This window comes from Acinetobacter sp. CY05 (genome assembly GCF_059515805.1).
This window is the reverse complement of the sequence record NZ_JCAKMW010000002.1, coordinates 101,179-120,517: the sequence shown is the minus strand read 5'-3', so window position 1 is coordinate 120,517 and position 19,339 is coordinate 101,179. Positions and strand designations below refer to the sequence as shown.

15 protein-coding genes and 1 tRNA gene are annotated in these 19,339 nt (G+C 39.3%); 6 read left to right on the top strand and 10 right to left on the bottom strand.

Annotated elements, in window-relative coordinates; translation table 11 throughout:
- Window positions 1–63: 63 nt before the first annotated feature.
- Window positions 64–1,407: an argininosuccinate synthase gene (gene argG / locus AC5YCD_RS02985; protein WP_122898260.1), complete on the bottom strand. Its 1,344-nt coding sequence runs from the start codon at window positions 1,405–1,407 to the stop codon at window positions 64–66.
- A 254-nt stretch (window positions 1,408–1,661) separates the two neighbouring features.
- Between argG and AC5YCD_RS02980 the strand changes: the two genes are divergently transcribed.
- The 3 genes from AC5YCD_RS02980 to AC5YCD_RS02970 all read left to right on the top strand — a co-directional run bounded on the left by AC5YCD_RS02980 (window position 1,662) and on the right by AC5YCD_RS02970 (window position 5,392).
- The gene (locus tag AC5YCD_RS02980; protein WP_496128634.1) at window positions 1,662–3,683 is read left to right on the top strand and encodes an FAD-dependent oxidoreductase; all 2,022 of its coding nucleotides are present in this window, start codon (window positions 1,662–1,664) and stop codon (window positions 3,681–3,683) included.
- A gap of 86 nt (window positions 3,684–3,769) precedes the next feature.
- A tRNA-Ser gene (locus AC5YCD_RS02975) sits at window positions 3,770–3,859 on the top strand.
- Between the two features lie 90 nt (window positions 3,860–3,949).
- Window positions 3,950–5,392 (top strand): hypothetical protein, encoded by a 1,443-nt coding sequence (locus AC5YCD_RS02970; protein WP_496128633.1) that lies wholly within the window; start codon window positions 3,950–3,952, stop codon window positions 5,390–5,392.
- A 1-nt stretch (window position 5,393) separates the two neighbouring features.
- On the opposite strand, the gene AC5YCD_RS02965 is transcribed toward AC5YCD_RS02970, so the two are convergent.
- The 7 genes from AC5YCD_RS02965 to AC5YCD_RS02935 all read right to left on the bottom strand — a co-directional run bounded on the left by AC5YCD_RS02965 (window position 5,394) and on the right by AC5YCD_RS02935 (window position 11,513).
- The gene (locus AC5YCD_RS02965; RefSeq protein ID WP_167353087.1) at window positions 5,394–5,570 is read right to left on the bottom strand and encodes a hypothetical protein; all 177 of its coding nucleotides are present in this window, start codon (window positions 5,568–5,570) and stop codon (window positions 5,394–5,396) included.
- On the bottom strand, window positions 5,563–5,883 hold the full coding sequence (locus AC5YCD_RS02960) for a hypothetical protein (RefSeq protein WP_496128632.1): 321 nt from the start codon (window positions 5,881–5,883) through the stop codon (window positions 5,563–5,565). The genes AC5YCD_RS02965 and AC5YCD_RS02960 overlap by 8 nt, the downstream gene beginning before the upstream one ends.
- Window positions 5,883–6,314: a DUF5681 domain-containing protein gene (locus AC5YCD_RS02955; RefSeq protein ID WP_004998933.1), complete on the bottom strand. Its 432-nt coding sequence runs from the start codon at window positions 6,312–6,314 to the stop codon at window positions 5,883–5,885. The genes AC5YCD_RS02960 and AC5YCD_RS02955 overlap by 1 nt, the downstream gene beginning before the upstream one ends.
- A gap of 35 nt (window positions 6,315–6,349) precedes the next feature.
- Window positions 6,350–7,066, bottom strand: a complete 717-nt coding sequence (locus AC5YCD_RS02950) for a hypothetical protein (RefSeq protein ID WP_496128631.1) — start codon at window positions 7,064–7,066, stop codon at window positions 6,350–6,352.
- 560 nt (window positions 7,067–7,626) lie between these two features.
- Window positions 7,627–9,723 (bottom strand): AAA family ATPase, encoded by a 2,097-nt coding sequence (locus tag AC5YCD_RS02945; RefSeq protein WP_496128630.1) that lies wholly within the window; start codon window positions 9,721–9,723, stop codon window positions 7,627–7,629.
- 138 nt (window positions 9,724–9,861) lie between these two features.
- Window positions 9,862–10,104 (bottom strand): helix-turn-helix transcriptional regulator, encoded by a 243-nt coding sequence (locus tag AC5YCD_RS02940; RefSeq protein ID WP_000155629.1) that lies wholly within the window; start codon window positions 10,102–10,104, stop codon window positions 9,862–9,864.
- Between the two features lie 200 nt (window positions 10,105–10,304).
- Complete coding sequence (locus AC5YCD_RS02935; RefSeq protein WP_496128629.1) at window positions 10,305–11,513, bottom strand: tyrosine-type recombinase/integrase; 1,209 nt, start codon at window positions 11,511–11,513, stop codon at window positions 10,305–10,307.
- 451 nt (window positions 11,514–11,964) lie between these two features.
- Here AC5YCD_RS02935 and AC5YCD_RS02930 point away from each other — a divergent pair, with 451 nt between their 5' ends.
- The 3 genes from AC5YCD_RS02930 to epmA all read left to right on the top strand — a co-directional run bounded on the left by AC5YCD_RS02930 (window position 11,965) and on the right by epmA (window position 15,609).
- Window positions 11,965–13,440 (top strand): patatin-like phospholipase family protein, encoded by a 1,476-nt coding sequence (locus AC5YCD_RS02930; RefSeq protein ID WP_496128628.1) that lies wholly within the window; start codon window positions 11,965–11,967, stop codon window positions 13,438–13,440.
- 130 nt (window positions 13,441–13,570) lie between these two features.
- Window positions 13,571–14,638, top strand: coding sequence for a 4-phosphoerythronate dehydrogenase (locus AC5YCD_RS02925; RefSeq protein ID WP_496128627.1), 1,068 nt, complete (start codon window positions 13,571–13,573; stop codon window positions 14,636–14,638).
- Window positions 14,635–15,609, top strand: coding sequence for an EF-P lysine aminoacylase EpmA (epmA, locus tag AC5YCD_RS02920; protein ID WP_496128626.1), 975 nt, complete (start codon window positions 14,635–14,637; stop codon window positions 15,607–15,609). Before AC5YCD_RS02925 ends, epmA begins: the two co-directional genes overlap by 4 nt.
- A gap of 29 nt (window positions 15,610–15,638) precedes the next feature.
- On the opposite strand, the gene AC5YCD_RS02915 is transcribed toward epmA, so the two are convergent.
- Entirely contained in the window at window positions 15,639–16,871 is a 1,233-nt protein-coding gene (locus AC5YCD_RS02915; RefSeq protein ID WP_496128625.1) for a multifunctional CCA addition/repair protein, read from the bottom strand.
- Window positions 16,872–16,954: 83 nt separating this feature from the next.
- Window positions 16,955–19,234: an NADP-dependent malic enzyme gene (locus AC5YCD_RS02910; protein ID WP_496128624.1), complete on the bottom strand. Its 2,280-nt coding sequence runs from the start codon at window positions 19,232–19,234 to the stop codon at window positions 16,955–16,957.
- Window positions 19,235–19,339: the final 105 nt, after the last annotated feature.

Genomic DNA, 19,339 nt, shown 5'->3' with positions numbered 1-19,339 from the left:
GTTTTTGTTTGCGTTTTAAATATAAAAAAACCGCTCAACTGAGCGGTTTTTTTGTCGACAAAATTATTTGTTTTTGTCTTTAAGTTGCGGAACAGCAGAACCTGTACCTACAGCCAATAAACCAGAGTTGGTATAAATACCCAGTTTTTGACGTGTATCAGTGATGTCAAGGTTACGCATGGTTAATTGACCAATACGGTCCATTGGCGAGAACATTGAATCACCTTTTTCCATGGTTAAACGTTCAGCTTCGTAGGTTAAGTTTGGAGATTCAGTGTTTAAAATGGTGTAGTCATTACCACGACGCAATTCTAAAGTGACAGTACCCGTTACCGCTTTCGCTACCCAACGCTGTGCAGTTTCACGAAGCATTAAAGATTGTGAATCGAACCAACGACCTTGGTAAAGTAGACGACCTAAACGTAGACCGTTGATACGGTATTGTTCGATGGTATCTTCGTTATGGATACCTGTCACAAGACGCTCGTAAGCGATGTGAAGCAGTGCCATACCCGGAGCTTCGTAAATACCACGAGATTTCGCTTCGATGATACGGTTTTCGATTTGATCCGACATACCCAGACCGTGACGACCACCGATACGGTTCGCTTCTAAGATGAATTCTACTGGATCTTCGATACGTTGACCGTTAATGGCAACAGGGAAGCCTTCTTCAAAAGTAATTGATACTTCTTCTGCTTTAACTTCTACGTCATCTTTCCAGAAAGCAACGCCCATGATTGGCTCAACGATTTTGATGCCCGCATCAAGATATTCAAGATCTTTAGCTTCGTGCGTTGCACCTAGCATGTTTGAGTCAGTTGAATATGCTTTTTCTTTTGACATTTTGTAGTCAAAACCGTTGTCGATCAGGAACTGTGACATTTCTGCACGGCCGCCCAATTCGTCAATAAAGGTTTGGTCTAACCACGGCTTGTAGATTTTAAGCGCAGGATTAGTTAATAGACCATAACGGTAGAAACGTTCGATGTCGTTACCTTTATAAGTCGAACCGTCGCCCCAAATGTTGACGTCATCTTCTTTCATTGCTGTAACAAGCATGGTACCTGTTACCGCACGACCAAGTGGCGTGGTGTTAAAATACGGCATACCACCTGTTGAAATGTGGAACGCGCCACATTGGATTGCAGCAATACCTTCTAAAGCAAGCTGTAAACGGCAGTCAACTAAGCGAGCTTTAACTGCGCCATACGCCTCAGCTTTTTTAGGGATCGCATCGTAATCATCTTCGTCTGGCTGACCTAAGTTTGCAGTGTATGCATAAGGTTCTGCACCTTTTTGTTTCATCCACAAAAGGGCTGCTGAAGTATCTAGACCACCAGAGAAAGCGATACCCACTTTTTTGCCTACTGGTACATTCTGCAAGATCGTTGCATTATCAGTCATTGCTCGTCCTAACTATAAAAATAGGCAACCATGATGGCAGCCAAGGAGAAAATCTAAACTCAGCATTGTATCACTATAAATTGCTGTTGTTTGGCTTTAAAAAGACAATCGATTAAAATTAGCAAGTTCATTTGCAAAATAAATCTCAATCGATAGAGCTGTATCGCGATTGCTAAACAATTTTACAAGATTGATTAGATTTAACTTTATACTGATTGAAAATCATAAAAGATAAACAAGAATAAGGAGCGAGCATGCAGCCAGCCTACCCACATTTATTGATGCCACTTGATTTAGGTTTTACCACGCTTAAAAACCGTGTGGTGATGGGTTCGATGCACACTGGACTCGAAGATCGTTTTTACAACTATCCTAAATTAGCTGCTTATTTTGCCGAACGCGCTAAAGGTGGTGTGGGATTAATCATCACAGGTGGGATTTCGCCGAATCGACAAGGTTGGTTATTGCCTTTGGGTGGCACTTTAAATACCTCGGCTGATGTCATTCCACACCAAATGGTCACCCGTGCGGTACATCAACATGACAGTAAAATTTTATTGCAGATTTTACATGCAGGCCGTTATGGTTATCAGCCTTTTGTCGTGTCCGCAAGTCCAATCAAATCACCAATTTCACCGTTTAAACCGCGTGAAATGAGTCATGCAAATATTTTAGCCACCATTAAAGATTATTCGCATACCGCACGCTTAGCGCAAAAAGCCGGTTATGATGGTATTGAAATTATGGGCTCAGAAGGCTATTTGATTAATCAATTTTTAAGTCGGCATGTGAATCGACGTAAAGATCGTTGGGGTGGGCCGCTGCTCAATCGTATGCGTTTTGCTGTAGAAATTGTTAAGGCAGTTCGTGAAGCGGTAGGCTTAAATTTTATTGTATGTTTCCGCCTGTCTTTATTAGATTTGGTACAAGATGGCAATCGCATGTCTGAGGTGGTTGAGATTGCTCAGGCCTTAGAAAAAGCGGGTATCAATATCTTAAATACAGGCATTGGTTGGCATGAGGCACGTATTCCCACCATTGTCACCTCTGTACCAAGGGCGGCATTTGTCGACTACACTGCTGAATTAAAACAACATCTCAGTATTCCTGTGATGGCATCCAATCGCATTAATATGCCAGACACAGCCGAGCAGATTTTGGCTAGCGATCAAGCCGATTTAATTCAAATGGCACGACCATTTTTAGCCGATCCCGAATGGGTGCTCAAAGCGCAAAGCAATCGTGTCGATGAAATTAATACCTGTATTGCCTGCAACCAAGCGTGTTTAGATCATACCTTTAAAAATCAACGTGTGACATGTTTAGTCAATCCGCAAGCGGCCTATGAAACTGAATTACTGTATTTGCATGCAAAAAAGCTCAAGAAAATTGCAGTGGTTGGAGCTGGGGTGGCGGGCTTATCTGCGGCCACGGTTGCGGCACGCCGTGGTCATCAAGTCACTTTGTTTGAGGCCAAAACTGAAATTGGCGGACAGTTTAATTTAGCCAAAGTGATTCCGGGTAAAGAAGAGTTTTATGAAACCATTCGTTACTTTCAGGTGCAACTAGCCAAGTATCAGGTGGAATTAAAGCTCAATACTCAAGTCACGCCACAACTTTTAGCAGAAGCTGATTTTGATGACGTGATTATTGCCACAGGGGTGATTCCGCGCAGTTTAACCATTGAGGGTGCAGCTTTGCCGCAAGTGTTATCTTATGCACAAGTGTTACAAGGTACTTTTGTGGGGAAACGTGTTGCTGTGATTGGTGCAGGTGGTATTGGCTTTGATGTAGCAGAATTTTTGCTTAAAGACAGCCATCAAAGCATTGATGAGTGGAAACAAGAATGGGGAGTCGACTCCCATCCAAATTACAGCACTGCCGGTGGTGTGGTAAGCCCTAAATCGCCACAGTCCAAACGTGAGATTTATTTATTACAACGTAAAAATACGCCATTAGGTGCAGGACTGGGTAAAACCACAGGTTGGGTGCATCGTGCTGAATTAAAAAAATATGGCGTGCGGATGCTACGTGGGGTGCAATATCAAGCAATTACGGATGAAGGCATCTGGATTAATTTGGCAGGGCAAAGTCAATTATTACGCGTGGATCATGTGGTGGTATGTGCAGGGCAAGAATCCGTCACAGATTTAATGCCAAAAAATAACCCAAAAGGCAAAGTCAATTATCATTTAATTGGTGGGGCAAAGCTGGCTGCCGAGCTGGATGCCAAGCGTGCCATACGTGAAGGTGCCGAATTAGCCGCAAAACTTTAGTATTTGATGAAAACTTGTGCATTTAATTCAATTTATTGCATTTTTTACTTGCAAGGCAAAAGGCTTATCCGTAATATACACCGCATGGAAGCGTGGCAGAGCGGTTTAATGCACCGGTCTTGAAAACCGACGAGGGTGTGAGTCCTCCGTGAGTTCGAATCTCACCGCTTCCGCCAAATATCAAGCACTTAGCCCTGACAATGTCAGGGCTTTGTTGTTTCTAGGGTTAGGTAACGTAAGCCAATAATAAGCAATAGGACATAAGAATGCCGACAGCAAAAAGTGTTAAAAATTTTGGGGAAATAGATTTAATTACGTTTGTTGGTAATATTTTTAAATATGAATCATTTGATTTCGATGATGAACTTCTAGCAATAAGGAGTGGAAATTATGATGAGTATTTAAAAAAAATTAGTGGTAATTTTTATAGTTTTTTACGTGCTTCAGATTTTAGGGCATTAATTATACATGAGCAAACACATTTTCTGGATTTAGTCGCTTCATTGTGGGGGATTGAATACAATTTAAGAAAGATTAGGGTATTGGATGAAATCTCAGAAAGCCGAGTATCTGTTTTTAAGTTAAATTATTCAGAATTACAGTGTATTCATAACGAGCATCAAATAAATTTAAATAATTTTAGTTATAAAAGTGTGGAAACTTTTAAGCATGAGTATGAGTATTCTGATAAGTTTGGGGTTTTGTTGTTTATTGTTCTGATTGATCAAAAAGGTAAACAATCAAGAATTCCTATAACAATGTTATCTTTGTTTGAGGGTCATGCATTTAGTAATGAAGAACTTCGCAGAATTAATGATATTAAAATAATTACTAATAAAGATGTTGAAAATAAATTTATTAATTTAATTGAGAGTGAATATTACTCATATCTCAATGATCCGAATAATCATGAATATAATATTCTTATAATGCTGGCAACAATACATATGGAAAAGTTAGGATTAAATAGAAAAGAAATTCTTCAGTTTTTTTCAGCAGTTGCTGGATTTACATTTAATCTTTACTCCAGTGGTATTTCTATACTTGCTAATAGAGTATTTGAATTTATTAACTCCGAACTTAAATATTGTGTTAAAGCAGATCTTTGTCGAAATCAATTAAGGCATATTTTAGCTTTTCATACAATTTTGAGATCATATGAGTATATCAATCATCCATACAATAGAAATAAAAAGAAAGAATTGATTGGTTTAATAAAAATATCACCTTTGACTTTTATTAATATTATGTGGAATGGATATTCTGGTGGAGCTTTGAGAGAGTATGAAATATTAGGTGGAATTGAAAGGCCTAGTCTTATAGGAAACTTTAACGATTTTGATTATAAAAGAACAAAAGAAATCTTTAGTAAATCCATTGAAAATTCAATACAATTTCATTCTGATGGTTATATTTTAAATAATCTTGAAGATTACTATTTGTTAGATATGTATAGAGATTATGAAAATTTTGATGTGAAGCCAGAAAATCAAATAATCAAGTTTAACAAAAGAATTGAAATTAATATTGAAGAATATTTTGAACAGGATGAAGAACATGAATTATTATCACAAATAGTTGATAACGAAATTTTTAAAACTACCACTAAATTTCATTTAGATTTGCAAAGTGCAATTGATTTAGAGATAAGAAATAAAGTTCAAGCACAGTTGGATCCAAATGCAGTTTTTATATCAACGTTTTACTAAATTAATTCCTAGTATCGTCAACTAATTGCTGTTGATGTGGTACAGCAATCGCTTCCCACTCATCATAAGATAAAATAGGTGGAAAAGCGGCTACTAATTTAATAGTAGTCGCTTTATTCTTTCTGTGGGTTTCGACTTTAGCTAAACGCCTTTGAAAGTCTTTTAATACCTTAGCCATTATCGGTATGACCACAATTAGGGTCAGGGTATTGTGCCCACGGTTGCCCCTGTAGCATGGTTTTAACCGTTACGGGTACTGTAGGGGGTACATAGTCGCTAAATGGGTGTAATGGGCTATTTAGCTTTTCTTCAAGTTTTACAAATAAAGGTTTGATAAATACTTCTTCAAGTTCATCGCTGGAAGCATATAAAGCCATGATGTGCATTAGATTATGCATTGCAACCAAACGTTCACTTGGTGAACCATGTGCAATATCCTGTGTAAATTTAAAACGTAAAAATTCATATTCTTCTCGTGTAGGCAGGTTCATTAGTGTTTCTCCAAAGCATTAATACGTTGTTCTAATTCATCAATCTGACGAATACCATTTAAAGCATTAATCGCTTCAATGATTTGTTTACCCACATCAGGCGCAACATTGCCGTCAGCAATAGCCTGTAAAACAGATTGGGCTTGTTCAGTAACACTTGCTGTGGCATCTAACTCGAACTGGACTGTTTCTGTTTGGGCTTTAAGAGTTGGTGCAATACGGGAAAGGACTAAGCTAGCGGCTTGCATATCGCCTGAAAGAGCAGATTGAATAACTACTTTGGCAATATCATCAGCATCAGCTAGTAGGGATTGATTTACTTTCATTCGTTTATCAATAATCCCTTTTGGACGACCTTGTGGGTTAGGGGAGTTCATCCCCTTACGCCAATTTGGATTTCCTGCTGTTTTAGTCTTTGAATTTGTGGTCATTACAATTCCTTGATCTAAACTATTAATTATCAATTTCAAAGATCGACACGTTGGTCTTTTAAAATGAACGCTTGTTCTGCTTCGTTTTTCGCTTTACGAAGTTTTTGAATAACGTGTGATGGTTTACCCACTGCTTTTTCTACTTCTTTAAATACCAAGCCACCACGTTCACCCAGTAACGTTGCTGCATTCTTCATTACTTTTAAACGCTTAGCTAAGGCAGGATTTTGAATTTCATGGAGCTGACGTGTGTAATGTTGAACTTCAAGATCTGTTAAGCCTGAAAGGTATGATGGAGCACCTAAAAGAGCTTGAAGTGTTTGCAAGTCTTTTTTCTGCTGTGCTTCTTCAATGAATTTGCGACGCTTGCTGTTATTCATATTTTTAACATGCGAGCGTATTTCATTAGCCACAGGGTCATTAGCACCTGCTGTCAAAGGTGTGGTTAGTTCCTTTTCAATATGTGCAATGCTTTTACTTAGGTTTGCATTTGCAGAATCAATAGATTTAGTAATTTTAAGAAGCTTCTTATTTGCAAAATCATCAGTTTGGATTAATTGAGCTGCTTCATTCCAAACAGGATTTCGCTTACTTGCTTCACGTGCTTTATGAATATCATTGATACCTTCGTAGGCTTCACTCAATGCTTGTGCAGCAATGTGAACATAAGAAGCAGTTTCTTCATCATAGCCTTGAAGGTGCTTGATATTGTCGGGATGTAGTGATGGTGTAATTAGAGGATATATAGACATTTTGAACTCGCATACTGGTTGCATAATTACTTATTGCTTACAACATACGAAAAACAAATTAAAATGGCGACGAAATCAAATAGATACAAATTATTTACAGCAAATAACAAATTATATGGGGGTATAAACAAGCATTTTTTTAGTGCGAAAAATAGCCGTTTTAAGCGAGTTTTTAGGGTAGCCAGTACCCTTGTACCAACCGAGTCCTTTAAGAGGCTATTTACCCCTGAAAGTCGTGCTAATTTCGCTATGTTTAAACCTGTATTTGGGGTAAAGGGTTTAATAATTTAATTAGCAGTAAGTATTCGTATTTTTAACCACAGTCTTAATAATTATTACTTTGAGTATGTAATCTATTGAACTAATAAATGGTTAAAAGTAATTAGTGAACCCCTATAGGAAAAAAAATAATTTTGTATAGGGGGGGTGGGGTCACCAGTAGGGTTCGCTACCTAAAGGTATATACCCTCTAGCGAACCCTGTTCGCTAGGGTATCGGGGGGTAGGTCGGGTTCACCAAATTAACCTACAGGTGAACCCTTAGCGAACCCATAGTGAACCCTAATAATTTGGTGAACCCCCTAGTGGTGCTTGGTTCGATATAGCTCTTAAATATTTATTTCCATTTGGACTAAGGTCTTGGTCTTTGATTTTGTTTTGTGACAATAATCTTTCTACTGCCCCTGCAATCCTTATTTGAGTAATTTCATATCCAGTATTTTTCATTCCATTCAACTGGTTTTTTAATGAATTCCTACTTGGGTAATTACCTTGACTACACTCACGAGAAATCCAGTTCCAAATAAAAATATCATCGGATTTATCGAGCTCAGCTAATTCTTGTTTTTCTAGCTCTGACTTTTGTATTGTGGTTATCTCGACTACAGGGGAAACCGCTAATGAAGTAATTGCTTTACCATTATCCTCATTGCCAGTATTAATTATATTTAATGTAAAATTATAATCTAAAGAATCATCGCCATCTTTAGATTTGGCAATTTTAAAACTTGCTTTACGCTTTTTTTTATCTGCAATACATTCTAAAGCAAAGTCTAAAGAAGCATATAAACTGGAGTGTCCTCGCATACCTTTATCATTAGCTTTACCAGTGTGGTGAACAATCAATACAACGCCACCAAGCTCTTGTTGAATATATTGGAAAGTTTTAATCATATAGCCCATATCTTTACTACTGTTCTCATCCATGTCGCCCCCTGCCTGAGCAAGAGTATCAATGCAAATGACACCTCCATCTAACCCAGCATCTTTAATTTTTTCTATTAGATAATCAATATTAGAGTTGTCTCTAAAATTGATATTAATGTCACGATTAAGGTGATTGATATTTGAGCTAGTATGGTTAAGAATTTTCCAAGCTTTAATCCTTTTAGGTATGCCTGCATTACCCTCTAAAGCAATATAGATTACAGGTTTCTTCTTTGTATCTTTTCCGAACCAAGCTTTCCCATTGCCTATATGGGCTAATAGGTCGATTGTTAAAAATGACTTATATGAGCCAGATGCGCCATAAATAGCACCAATACCAGTTTCAGGGATAATATCATCCACTAACCAAGACGGAGGAGGTAGCTTTTCTAAATCTTCATCGGTCAGAAAAAATGGTAATCTAGGATTATTGAATTGTTGAATGAAAGCATCCGTATCTTTCTTTTCTTTTTCTTGCCTAGCTCGAATCTTTTTTAACATGTAGTTTAAAGATGTATCGTTTTTAGTTGCTTTTTCACGTTTGCCCAGTTCAGACATGCGGAATAAACGTCTACATTGTTCGTTACTTTCACTATAAAAACAAAACATAGACATTAATGCCAAATCAGCTTCACTTTGACTTGGGTAATCATACTCTTGCCATTTTCCGCTACATAAATTATTAAATTTTTCGGCATTGGATTGTTGCATTAATTTTTCAACAATTACATTATCATCTTCGACTTCATATTTTTCTACTAGCTCAATGTTACTTGATGGCTCTAATGATGATAATTGCGTCACCATATTATTCAATAATTCAGAACGTTCATTGATAGGTTCACTTTTAAAAGTATTACCTGTACAAACAATAAAACGTTCTTGACTGTAAACTTCAACACCATCACGACGTCGGCCTTCGCCAATATTTCCTTTAACCCATATATGGAAGCCTTTACCACTTCGAGAATATTCAGTATAGCTATTGAAATTCCCAATAATGCTATCAAAGCGATCGAATTGTTCTGGTGTAGTCCATTTGGAAGCATCTGTACAGTTAGTTGCATCCTTAACGTCAAGGTCAATACATGTAAACGGATCCTCAGCACTCAGCATATAGCCAATGGAATAACCCTGTTGAGTTGTCTTAATACCATCTTTATCAACATTTGTTGTAATAAGTTCGCGATTATTCCATGCAAAGGTACAAGCATCACTAAAGTTCATCCACGTGGTAGGGTCATTTGATTTAGCAGGAACGGCATAACCGTCTACAACGTAAAGGGGAGCTTTGCTTGCTCCGCTTACAGCCCATTGAGCACGCTCTTTTAATTTTTCGGGAATGTTAGCCCATTGATTTGAATCATTAATAATGAAAGAGGGTTGCTGTTGGGCTTGGCTGCCTTGTGTAGTTTGCTGTGGTAAAATGTGGGTACGGTTTAAGCTATTCATGCCAGTTTATTCCTATCAAAAAGACTGCTTCGGCAGTCTTTTTTTGATTGTATGTTTACGATAGGCTTAGGTCGGGAGAGGTGTTAGACACAGGTTTCAATAAGCACAATACGTTTAAGAGTTAGAACAGAAAATTAATTATTTGTCGGAGGTTTGAACTGAATACGAAGACGTACTCGAATGCGCTTGTGCTTCAAGCCATGCCATTAAGGTTGAACGTAAATAGCGGACACGTGACTGGGTATCAGATCCCACTTTAATAAATTGTGGTCCTTTACCTTTAGTACGCCATATTTCAAGGGTATTCTTTTTAAAGCCAAGTAATGAAGCGGCTTCTTTAGTCGTCAGTAAATCTTTATGATTGTTTGCTGAAATAGTCATGTCAAAAGTTCCTTTAGTAATGAGCTATCTGACATGCAATAAAAAAGGGACAGATAGCTCAAGTTTAAATTAACCTTGAAGCCTCTATCACATGATAGATACAAGCTTAATAATGTAACCCATGTTACGTGAATATTAAGCGAGGTGTTTGCAGTTAAAAACAACTATATTATGTTTTATGTTAATGCACAAATGATTTTTTATGATTTACTTTTATCAATCCAATCAGCTACTTGCTGAACTTCGGGGCGTAAATATTGCAAGTGCGTAGTTTCTAAATAATGAATTGCTGTAACCCCTTTAGGCACATGGTTTGTCAGCAATTCAACCTTGTTTAAATCAATACCACAATGCGCCACTCCTATTGTGGTAAACGTCCGTCTAAGGTCATGTGCTGTAATTGGTGTTCCAGCAACTTCACTCATACGTTTCAATGAATCTCTAGGGTCAATAATGTGTCCTGACTTTGACCATGAAGCAAAAACAAAAGGTGAACTCTCTGTTCTAGGTCTAGCTTTGAGCAGCTCTATTGCTTGAGTTGATAAGGGTAAATAGACAGGATTGTGGTTTTTAGGGTCGGGTATATGCCACCATGCTTCCTCTAAATTAACTCTATCCCAAGTTAAAGAACGAGCTTCGCCTAATCGTGCACCTGTGAGCATTAGGAAAATAATTAAATCAATGCTTGCTAGAGTTTCACGGTTAAAAGCAGTTTCCCTTGTTGACCACAGGTATTTCCAAACATCATTTACCTTAGAATCAGGAATACGACTGGTACGAGGTTTTAATTTCACCATTTTCTTTTTAAGAATATTTACAGGGTTTTCCTGAATTAATGGTGTGCCATCTTCCTTTCTATATTCATCCATTGCGTAATTAATTAATGCTCGTAATACGCTGAATGCTTGATTAGCTTGGGCAGGTGCAGGGGCATTACCACGTAAACCATGTTCTTTAAGTTGGTTGTAGCGTTTATTCACATCCTCACGGTTAATTGCTGCAATAGGGGTATCCTGCCATGCTTCAAAACTTGTGGTCACATGTCTGCGAATTTCACTTTGTGAACTTGCTTTAAGCGATCTGTCTTTAATGTAAGAGTCGCAAACTTCACGCAATGTAATAGACATTAATGCATGTGCTTTTGCCTGTGCTGTTGGGCTTGTACCCATGCGCATTGTGCGTAAATGCTCGCGGGCAATGTCACGTGCTTGGTCAGGGGCAAAGACACCATACTGCCCGATAGTAATACGCTCCGAGCGACCATTAACACGGTTTTGCACAATAAAGCTAACACGACCTTTAGGGGTAACTCGAATACCGAAACCTTTTAATTCAGTATCCCATTCAAATTTATCTTTGCTGATTGGTGCAGGGTATTTGTCGATGAAGCTCTTAGTCAACTTAGGCATGATAGAACTCCTCACCGACATTGTAGTTGGCGATAAATGTAGTATGATTCATTTGTTGTTTCCTAGTAGGGATATAACCACAGGCAAGGACTATTGGCGTAGTCGCTTGCCTTTTTTGCACTGTAACTCGTAAGCAATTTGTAAGCGATACAGGGAAAGCATAAACAAGCTACATAAAACAAAATATAGCTTCAAGGCATTGTTTTGTAAAGGAATGTATGGCTTACTAAATGTTAATAAAGCCCAGTAAAATGTAAGTCCCAATAACTTGAAAACCGACGAGGGCTTATACCCCTCCGTGAGTTCGAATCTCACCGCTTCCGCCAAATTCAAAAAACCCCTGATCATTGATCAGGGGTTTTTTATTGCTCTTATTTTAATGTAAGAAAAAATTTAATTTTGAGTGCACTAAATTAAATAAAACTAAAATAATAAAAAAGAGGGCTGAGAAATGAACATACTTCTTGATTTAATTAAAAAGAATGAAGATATTCATGGCAAGAATGAAAAACTCGGATATATACAGAAGATTCGACATCAGATTCAACAACAACCCATCTCCGATATTGTAGATCACCAAGGCAATCAATACATTGACTTGGTTTTAGAGGGCGGTACAGTTTGGGGGATTGCATTAATTGGCTATACCTACACGCTTGAAAAAGCAGGTATTCGTTTTCTAAACTTAGCAGGTACTTCGGCAGGCGCAATTAATGCGACGATACTCGCAGCCTTAGGTACATCATCTGAGCCAAAAAGCGAGAAATTGATTGAAATTTTTTCTGAAATGGATTTTAACAGCTTTATCGATAGCGGAAAAACGGCTCAAAATTTATTAGATGATATAAAAGATAATGTATGGACTGCAATGCTTCCCAAAATGCTTTGGTTAGGACTACGAGGTAAATTTGGTGGCAGTACATTGGGCATTAACGCTGGGAAAGCTTTTGAAAAATGGCTTGAGACCACCTTAGCAATAAAAGAATGCCAAATACATACAACAGCGGATCTATTTCAAAAACTCAAGAATGAAAATTTAAGTATTCGAAAGCATGCACATCGTACACAGGCAGATGCAGACAGATTTCATCAGAATTTTAAAGTCAATCATTTAGCGATTGTTGCAGCGGATATCACCACAGAAAGCAAAATTATATTTCCAGAAATGGCGTATTTATATTGGGATGAGCCGTTAAAAACCCATCCTAAAAAGTACGTACGCGCATCAATGTCAATTCCATTACTTTTTGAACCGGTACGAATAAAAGATTTACCTCAAGATAGAAGAGACCATTGGCGTATATTAACTGGCTATCAGGGGGCAGTACCCGAAACAGCTTATCTTGTAGATGGTGGAGTTATTTCTAATTTCCCAATCGATGTTTTTCACGCCAATGATGTGATTCCGCTATGTCCGACCTTTGGGGTGAAATTAGGCATTGATAGAAAACACGCATTGAAGATTAAAGATATAAAGGATTTTGGAGCAGCATTGCTCGATACAGTGACCAATAATAGTGATTACAGCTTTTTATTTCATAATGAAGACTATAGTAAATTAATTGCTTATATTGATACATCCACTCCTTATAAAGCAAAAGAGCAAGATAAAAAAGGCACTTTTTTGAAGAAAATTTTGGCTAAATTTAAGCAGCCTGAGAGTGAGACATTTAGTTCTTTAGATTTTAACATGTCGAATCCCAAAAAGGCGGCACTGTTTGCCTTGGGTGCACAAGCCGCCTATGAGTTTATTTGCGGGAATGATTCTTATCATAAAACTTTAGATAAGGAAAAATTACCTGCAAATGCAATTTGTCCATTTGATTGGGAAGACTATAAAAAATTGCGAGAAAAACTGATTGTGACTGACCCAGACTTATATAAAGAGAAAAAAGAAAAACGTAGGTTAAAGTCATTATTTCCTTAATTGCCGAGTTTTGAACATATTTTAAAAAATTACGCTTCTGTACATGCTAAATATAGGCGCGGAGAAATCAAATAGTCAGAGGTTGTGACAAAGCGTTATCATAGACGTAAATATGCTTTGGATGACATGCATGAAAATTATTGCCGATGAGAATTTGGCCTTTACTGATTATTTCTTTGCTGAATTTGGCGAGATCAGCCATAAAGCTGGACGGACTTTAACAGCTCAAGACGTACAAGATGTCGATGCACTCTTGGTACGTTCAGTGACTCAAGTCAATGCGAAGTTACTCAAAGACAGCCAAGTTAAATTTGTGGGCAGTGCCACCATTGGTACTGACCATTTAGATCTTCAAACTTTAGACGCTCATCATATTGCATGGTCAAATGCCGCAGGTTGTAATGCCCAGGCCGTTGCCGAATATGTCATTACGGCGCTCCTCCATGTGCAACCACAACTCTTACATGCCAAGCACAACTTTACTTTAGGCATTATTGGCTTAGGTAATGTTGGCTCGCGTTTGGTGAAAATGGCAAAACTTTTGGGTTGGCAAGTGCTTGGCTATGACCCATTTGTACAATTAGATGGGGTAGAACAAGTTGATTTTGATAGCCTATTAAAACGTGCCAATGCCATTTCGATTCATGTGCCTTTAACCAAAACAGGCATGCATCCAACTTATCATTTAATTGATGCTAAAGCCTTGGCCAAGATGCCAGCAGATACGATTTTAGTGAACTCAGCACGTGGGCCTGTGGTTGCAGAAGCTGATTTAATTGCAGATATTCAAAAAACAGGGCGTAAGGTCGTACTAGATGTGTTTGAGCACGAACCTGAAATTACGGCTGAAGTCCTAGATTTAATCACACTTGTTACGCCACATATTGCAGGCTATAGCTTAGAAGGCAAAGCGCGTGGTACAAAAATGATTTACGATGCCTTTTGTCAAACCTTTGGCTTTAGTTCAAATAAACGCTTTGAAAGCCAATTGCCAGTGTGTGACCAATACTTTAAAGATCAAGATTTAACAGCTGTTTTAGCACAGCATTTGCGCCAAATCTATGATATTGCGCGTGATGATGCCAATTTACGTGCTTGTGTCAAAGACGGCAAAGTTGAACAAAAAGCCTTTGATTATTTACGTAAAACCTATCCGCTGCGCCGTGAATGGGCAGCCCATGCAGGACCACAAGCATGAGTATTGATTATCAACCCACTTGCGATTTAAATGCCTTACGTGCGCGTTCCAATATGTATGCTCAGTTACGCCAGTTTTTTGCTGAACGTGATGTATTAGAAGTTGAAACGCCTGTTTTATCACAGGCGGGTGTGACTGATGTGTATTTAGCTTCGGTGCAAGCTAAGCGTCATCTACAAGGTAAAGCACGCACTCATTATTTACAAACTTCGCCTGAATTTGCCATGAAGCGTTTATTGGCCAGTGGCAGCGGGCCAATTTACCAAATCTGTAAAGTCTTCCGTGATGATGAGCATGGTCGGAAACACAACAGCGAATTTACCATGCTGGAATGGTATCGTCCCGGTTTTAGTCTCAAAGATTTAATGCTAGAAGTGACTGATTTACTCAATGTAGTGTTAAAACAACGCTTTGGAGAAGTACGTCCGACCATTTTAAGCTATAAACATGCCTTTATGGATCGTTTAGATCTCAATCCGTTGCAGGCCACCTTACAAGAGCTTAAAGATGCTGCGCGCCGTGTGGGTTCAAATTTAGATTTAGGCGATGATCGTTTAGGTTATATCGACCTTTTATTCTCGCATATGGTCGAGCCAAGTTTAGGTTTTGATACCCCAGTCTTTTTAACCGATTTTCCACCAGAATTAGCATCATTGGCCAAAACGCGTATTGATGAAGACGGTGAGTTAGTGGCAGCGCGTTTTGAGCTTTATATTGAAGGTTTAGAACTCGCCAATGCTTATGATGAACTGATTGATGCCGAAGTTCTGCGTAGCCGTTTTGAGGCGGATAATCTTGAGCGTAACAAACTCGGTTTACCTATCATGCCGATTGATGAATATTTATTGGCAGCTTTACCGCATATGCCAGAATGTTCAGGCATTGCCTTAGGCATTGATCGTTTACTGATGATTGCCACGCAAAAAATGCGTTTAGAGCAGGTGATAAGTTTTCCTGCGGATCGCGCCTAAAACAAAAAAAGCACCCGAGGGTGCTTTTTTTATGACTGAATAGTTTGCTGGGCTTTAAGTCCATCTAGCGCTTCAATCCGACGCTGAATCAGCATTTCTCCAATATCAGGGCCTTTAATATCAGCAGGTAAATCTTGTGCTTTAATACTGCGCACCACCTGCATGGCATCTAATAAATACTGCGCTTGCGGATAAGCCCGATCTTCTAAGCCTAAGCGACCACGCGAATCACATTCACAGGCTTGTACAAAAGCTTCGACCCGTTCAGGACGACGTAGCACATCTAAACGCTGTAATAAACGCCATAAGGTGCCTGGCTTTAAATTTAAAGCTTGATGGCATTTAAGATGTTCTTTACAGACTGCCAAAGCCAATTGCTTAGTATTGGTCGGGACTTTTAAACGTTCACAGACTTCGGTAACCGGTTGAATACCGCGTTCTTCATGCATGATATGTCGTGGTAACTCATCCTTCGGAGTGAGTGCTTTACCTAAATCATGTACCAATACTGCAAAACGGACATCTAAATCGTAACCGGCTTTACAGGCTTGCTGTAATGACATCATGGTGTGAATACCACAGTCAATTTCTGGGTGATATTCAGGGCGCTGTGGAATGCCAAATAGGGCATCAATTTCAGGGAACAGCACTTTTAAAGCACCGCATTCACGCAGGACTTCAAAATATACATCGGCATGTGGTTCCATTAAGGCACGCGAAGTTTCTTTCCAAACCCGTTCAGGTGTCAGGGCTTCAAGCTCACCAGAGGCTGCTAAAGTGTGCATGAGAGTAAGCGTTTCAGGGGCAACCTTAAAGCCTAAGCCATGATAACGCGCAGCAAAACGTGCAATACGTAACACCCGGAGTGGATCTTCGACAAACGCATCCGAGACATGTCTTAATAGCCTAAGTTCTAGATCTTGCTGGCCTTGGTAAGGATCATACAGCTGACCTTGATCATCCATGGCCATGGCATTAATGGTTAAATCACGACGGATTAAATCCTGTTCTAAACTAACGCTAGGGTCCGTGTAAAATTCAAAGCCATGATAGCCGTGACCTGCTTTACGTTCGGTACGTGCTAGTGCATATTCTTCTTTTGTCTCTGGATGTAAAAAAACCGGAAAGTCTTTGCCTACGGGCTGAAAACCATCCGCAAGCATTTGTTGTGGTGTCGCACCAACAACCACATAATCTTTTTCGTGATAGGGGTGTCCGAGTAAGTGATCTCGTACTGCGCCGCCTACTAAATAAACTTGCATGAAAAAACCTCTATTCTTGAGGCAATCATGCAACAGAATAGAGGTTTTCTCAAGTCAAGAAATACGCTTTTGCAAGATTTTGCTTAGAGCGCGTCTTGCTCGGCTTGCTGAATTTCAGCCACGGTTAATGCAGTCATATTCACTACACGACGCGTCGTGGCAGTTGGTGTTAAAATATGTACAGGTTTTGCCGCACCCAATAAAATTGGACCAATGGTGACGTTATTACCCGAAGTGGCTTTGAGTAAGTTAAACGAAATATTGGCTGCATCTAGATTTGGCATAATCAATAAGTTGGCCGAACCTTTAAAACGTGAGTTCGGGAAAGCAAACTGACGAATATTCTCATCCAAAGCAGCATCGGCATGCATTTCACCTTCCACTTCAAGTTCAGGCGCAATTTCACTTAAGATATCAAACACTTTACGCATTTTTTGTGCGCTGGCATCATTTTGATCTGAACCAAAGCTTGAATGTGAAACCAAAGCCACACGTGGTGTCATACCAAAACGACGCACTTCTTCCGCGGCTAAAATAGTCATTTCTGCCAGCTGTTCAGCACTTGGGTTACGGTTAATGTAAGTATCAGCAATAAACAAGTTACGATCTTCAAGCATCAACGCATTTAAAGTAAAGAAGGTATTGTGACCTTGTTTTAGACCGATAATGTTTTTCACGAAGTCTAAATGAATGTCATAGCTTGAATAGGTACCACATAACATACCGTCAGCTAAACCGTGACGTACCAACATTGAGGCAATTAAGGTTGAACGACGACGTGCTTCACGCTGCGCATATTCGGGTGTAACGCCTTTACGCTGCATGATGCTGTAATAGTCATCCGCAAATTTCTCGTAATCTGCATTTTTCTCTTGATCAACAATGTGAATATTGACGCCATTTTCTAAACGTAAGCCTAATTTTTTAATGTTGGCTTCAATGACTGCAGTACGACCGACCAAGATTGGTTTGGCTAAGTCTTCATCGACTGCAATTTGTACGGCACGCAATACGCGTAGGTCTTCACCTTCAGCATAAGCAATACGTTTAGGATCAGTTTTGGCTTGGGCAAAAATTGGTTTCATCATAAATGCTGAGTTATACACAAACTCAGATAAACGTTGACGATAGACCGAGAAATCTTGAATTGGACGAGTGGCTACACCTGAATCCATGGCCGCTTTGGCAACAGCTGGCGCGATTTCCAAAATTAAGCGTTGATCAAGTGGGCGTGGAATTAAGTAATCACGACCAAATGAGGCAGATTTTTCACCATAAGAGGCGGCATCTGCTTCCACATGTGCCATACGTGCAATCGCATGTACACAGGCAATCTTCATATCTTCATTAATGGTGGTAGCGCCGACATCTAGCGCACCACGGAAGATATAGGGGAAGCACAGGGCATTGTTGACTTGGTTTGGATAATCCGAACGACCAGTTGCCATAATCACATCATCACGTGCAGCATGGGCATGTTCAGGCAGGATTTCTGGATCTGGGTTCGCAAGCGCAAAGATAATTGGATCTTTGGCCATTTGCTTGACCATATCTTGACTTAAAATGCCGGCAGCAGATAAGCCTAAGAACATATCTGCACCTGTCATAACATCAGCAAGTTGCGTGCCTTGAATGTCTTGAACATAGCGTTTTTTTGATTCGTCTAAGCCGGTACGCTGCGTAGTGAGTAGACCGCGTGAGTCCGCCACAATAATATTTTCTTTTTTAGCACCTAATGCACAGAGCAAATCTAAACAAGATAAGGCAGCAGCACCAGCACCTGAGGCAACAATTTTGATTTCGTCAATTTTTTTGCCGTTTAATTGCAATGCATTGAGTAATGCCGAACCGACAATAATTGAGGTACCGTGTTGGTCATCATGAAACACTGGAATGTTCATGCGTTCACGCAGTTTTTGTTCAATATAGAAACATTCTGGTGCTTTAATGTCTTCTAAGTTAATGCCACCAAAAGTTGGCTCTAGTGCAGCCACAATATCCACAATTTTGTCTGGATCATTTTCAGCAATTTCGATGTCAAATACGTCAACACCAGCAAACTTTTTAAATAAAACGCCTTTACCTTCCATGACTGGTTTTGACGCCAGTGGACCAATATTGCCCAGACCCAGTACCGCAGTACCATTACTGACCACAGCCACCAAATTACCGCGTGCAGTATACAAAGCGGCTGTTGATGGATCACGTTCAATCTCTAAACATGGTGCAGCCACACCTGGAGAATAAGCTAAAGCTAAATCGTGTTGGTTGATCAGTTGCTTACTTGGGGTGACGCTAATTTTCCCTGGTGTTGGGAATTCATGATAATAAAGTGCTTGCTGTTTTAATGATTGATCGTCCATTTGAATCTCGTTTTACCTTAAAGTTGCCGACCAGCGTACTGGTGGTGTTTGACCAAATTTGATCGAATATAACATTAGTGACAGTGTTCTAATAGACACGCTTGC

Excerpts from the sequence above, each read along its gene's own strand:
- argG (WP_122898260.1), bottom strand. The coding sequence starts at position 1,407 with ATGACTGATAATGCAACGATCTTGCAGAATGTACCAGTAGGCAAAAAA.
- AC5YCD_RS02980 (WP_496128634.1), top strand. The coding sequence starts at position 1,662 with ATGCAGCCAGCCTACCCACATTTATTGATGCCACTTGATTTAGGTTTT.
- AC5YCD_RS02970 (WP_496128633.1), top strand. The coding sequence starts at position 3,950 with ATGCCGACAGCAAAAAGTGTTAAAAATTTTGGGGAAATAGATTTAATT.
- AC5YCD_RS02965 (WP_167353087.1), bottom strand. The coding sequence starts at position 5,570 with ATGGCTAAGGTATTAAAAGACTTTCAAAGGCGTTTAGCTAAAGTCGAA.
- AC5YCD_RS02960 (WP_496128632.1), bottom strand. The coding sequence starts at position 5,883 with ATGAACCTGCCTACACGAGAAGAATATGAATTTTTACGTTTTAAATTT.
- AC5YCD_RS02955 (WP_004998933.1), bottom strand. The coding sequence starts at position 6,314 with ATGACCACAAATTCAAAGACTAAAACAGCAGGAAATCCAAATTGGCGT.
- AC5YCD_RS02950 (WP_496128631.1), bottom strand. The coding sequence starts at position 7,066 with ATGTCTATATATCCTCTAATTACACCATCACTACATCCCGACAATATC.
- AC5YCD_RS02945 (WP_496128630.1), bottom strand. The coding sequence starts at position 9,723 with ATGAATAGCTTAAACCGTACCCACATTTTACCACAGCAAACTACACAA.
- AC5YCD_RS02940 (WP_000155629.1), bottom strand. The coding sequence starts at position 10,104 with ATGACTATTTCAGCAAACAATCATAAAGATTTACTGACGACTAAAGAA.
- AC5YCD_RS02935 (WP_496128629.1), bottom strand. The coding sequence starts at position 11,513 with ATGCCTAAGTTGACTAAGAGCTTCATCGACAAATACCCTGCACCAATC.
- AC5YCD_RS02930 (WP_496128628.1), top strand. The coding sequence starts at position 11,965 with ATGAACATACTTCTTGATTTAATTAAAAAGAATGAAGATATTCATGGC.
- AC5YCD_RS02925 (WP_496128627.1), top strand. The coding sequence starts at position 13,571 with ATGAAAATTATTGCCGATGAGAATTTGGCCTTTACTGATTATTTCTTT.
- epmA (WP_496128626.1), top strand. The coding sequence starts at position 14,635 with ATGAGTATTGATTATCAACCCACTTGCGATTTAAATGCCTTACGTGCG.
- AC5YCD_RS02915 (WP_496128625.1), bottom strand. The coding sequence starts at position 16,871 with ATGCAAGTTTATTTAGTAGGCGGCGCAGTACGAGATCACTTACTCGGA.
- AC5YCD_RS02910 (WP_496128624.1), bottom strand. The coding sequence starts at position 19,234 with ATGGACGATCAATCATTAAAACAGCAAGCACTTTATTATCATGAATTC.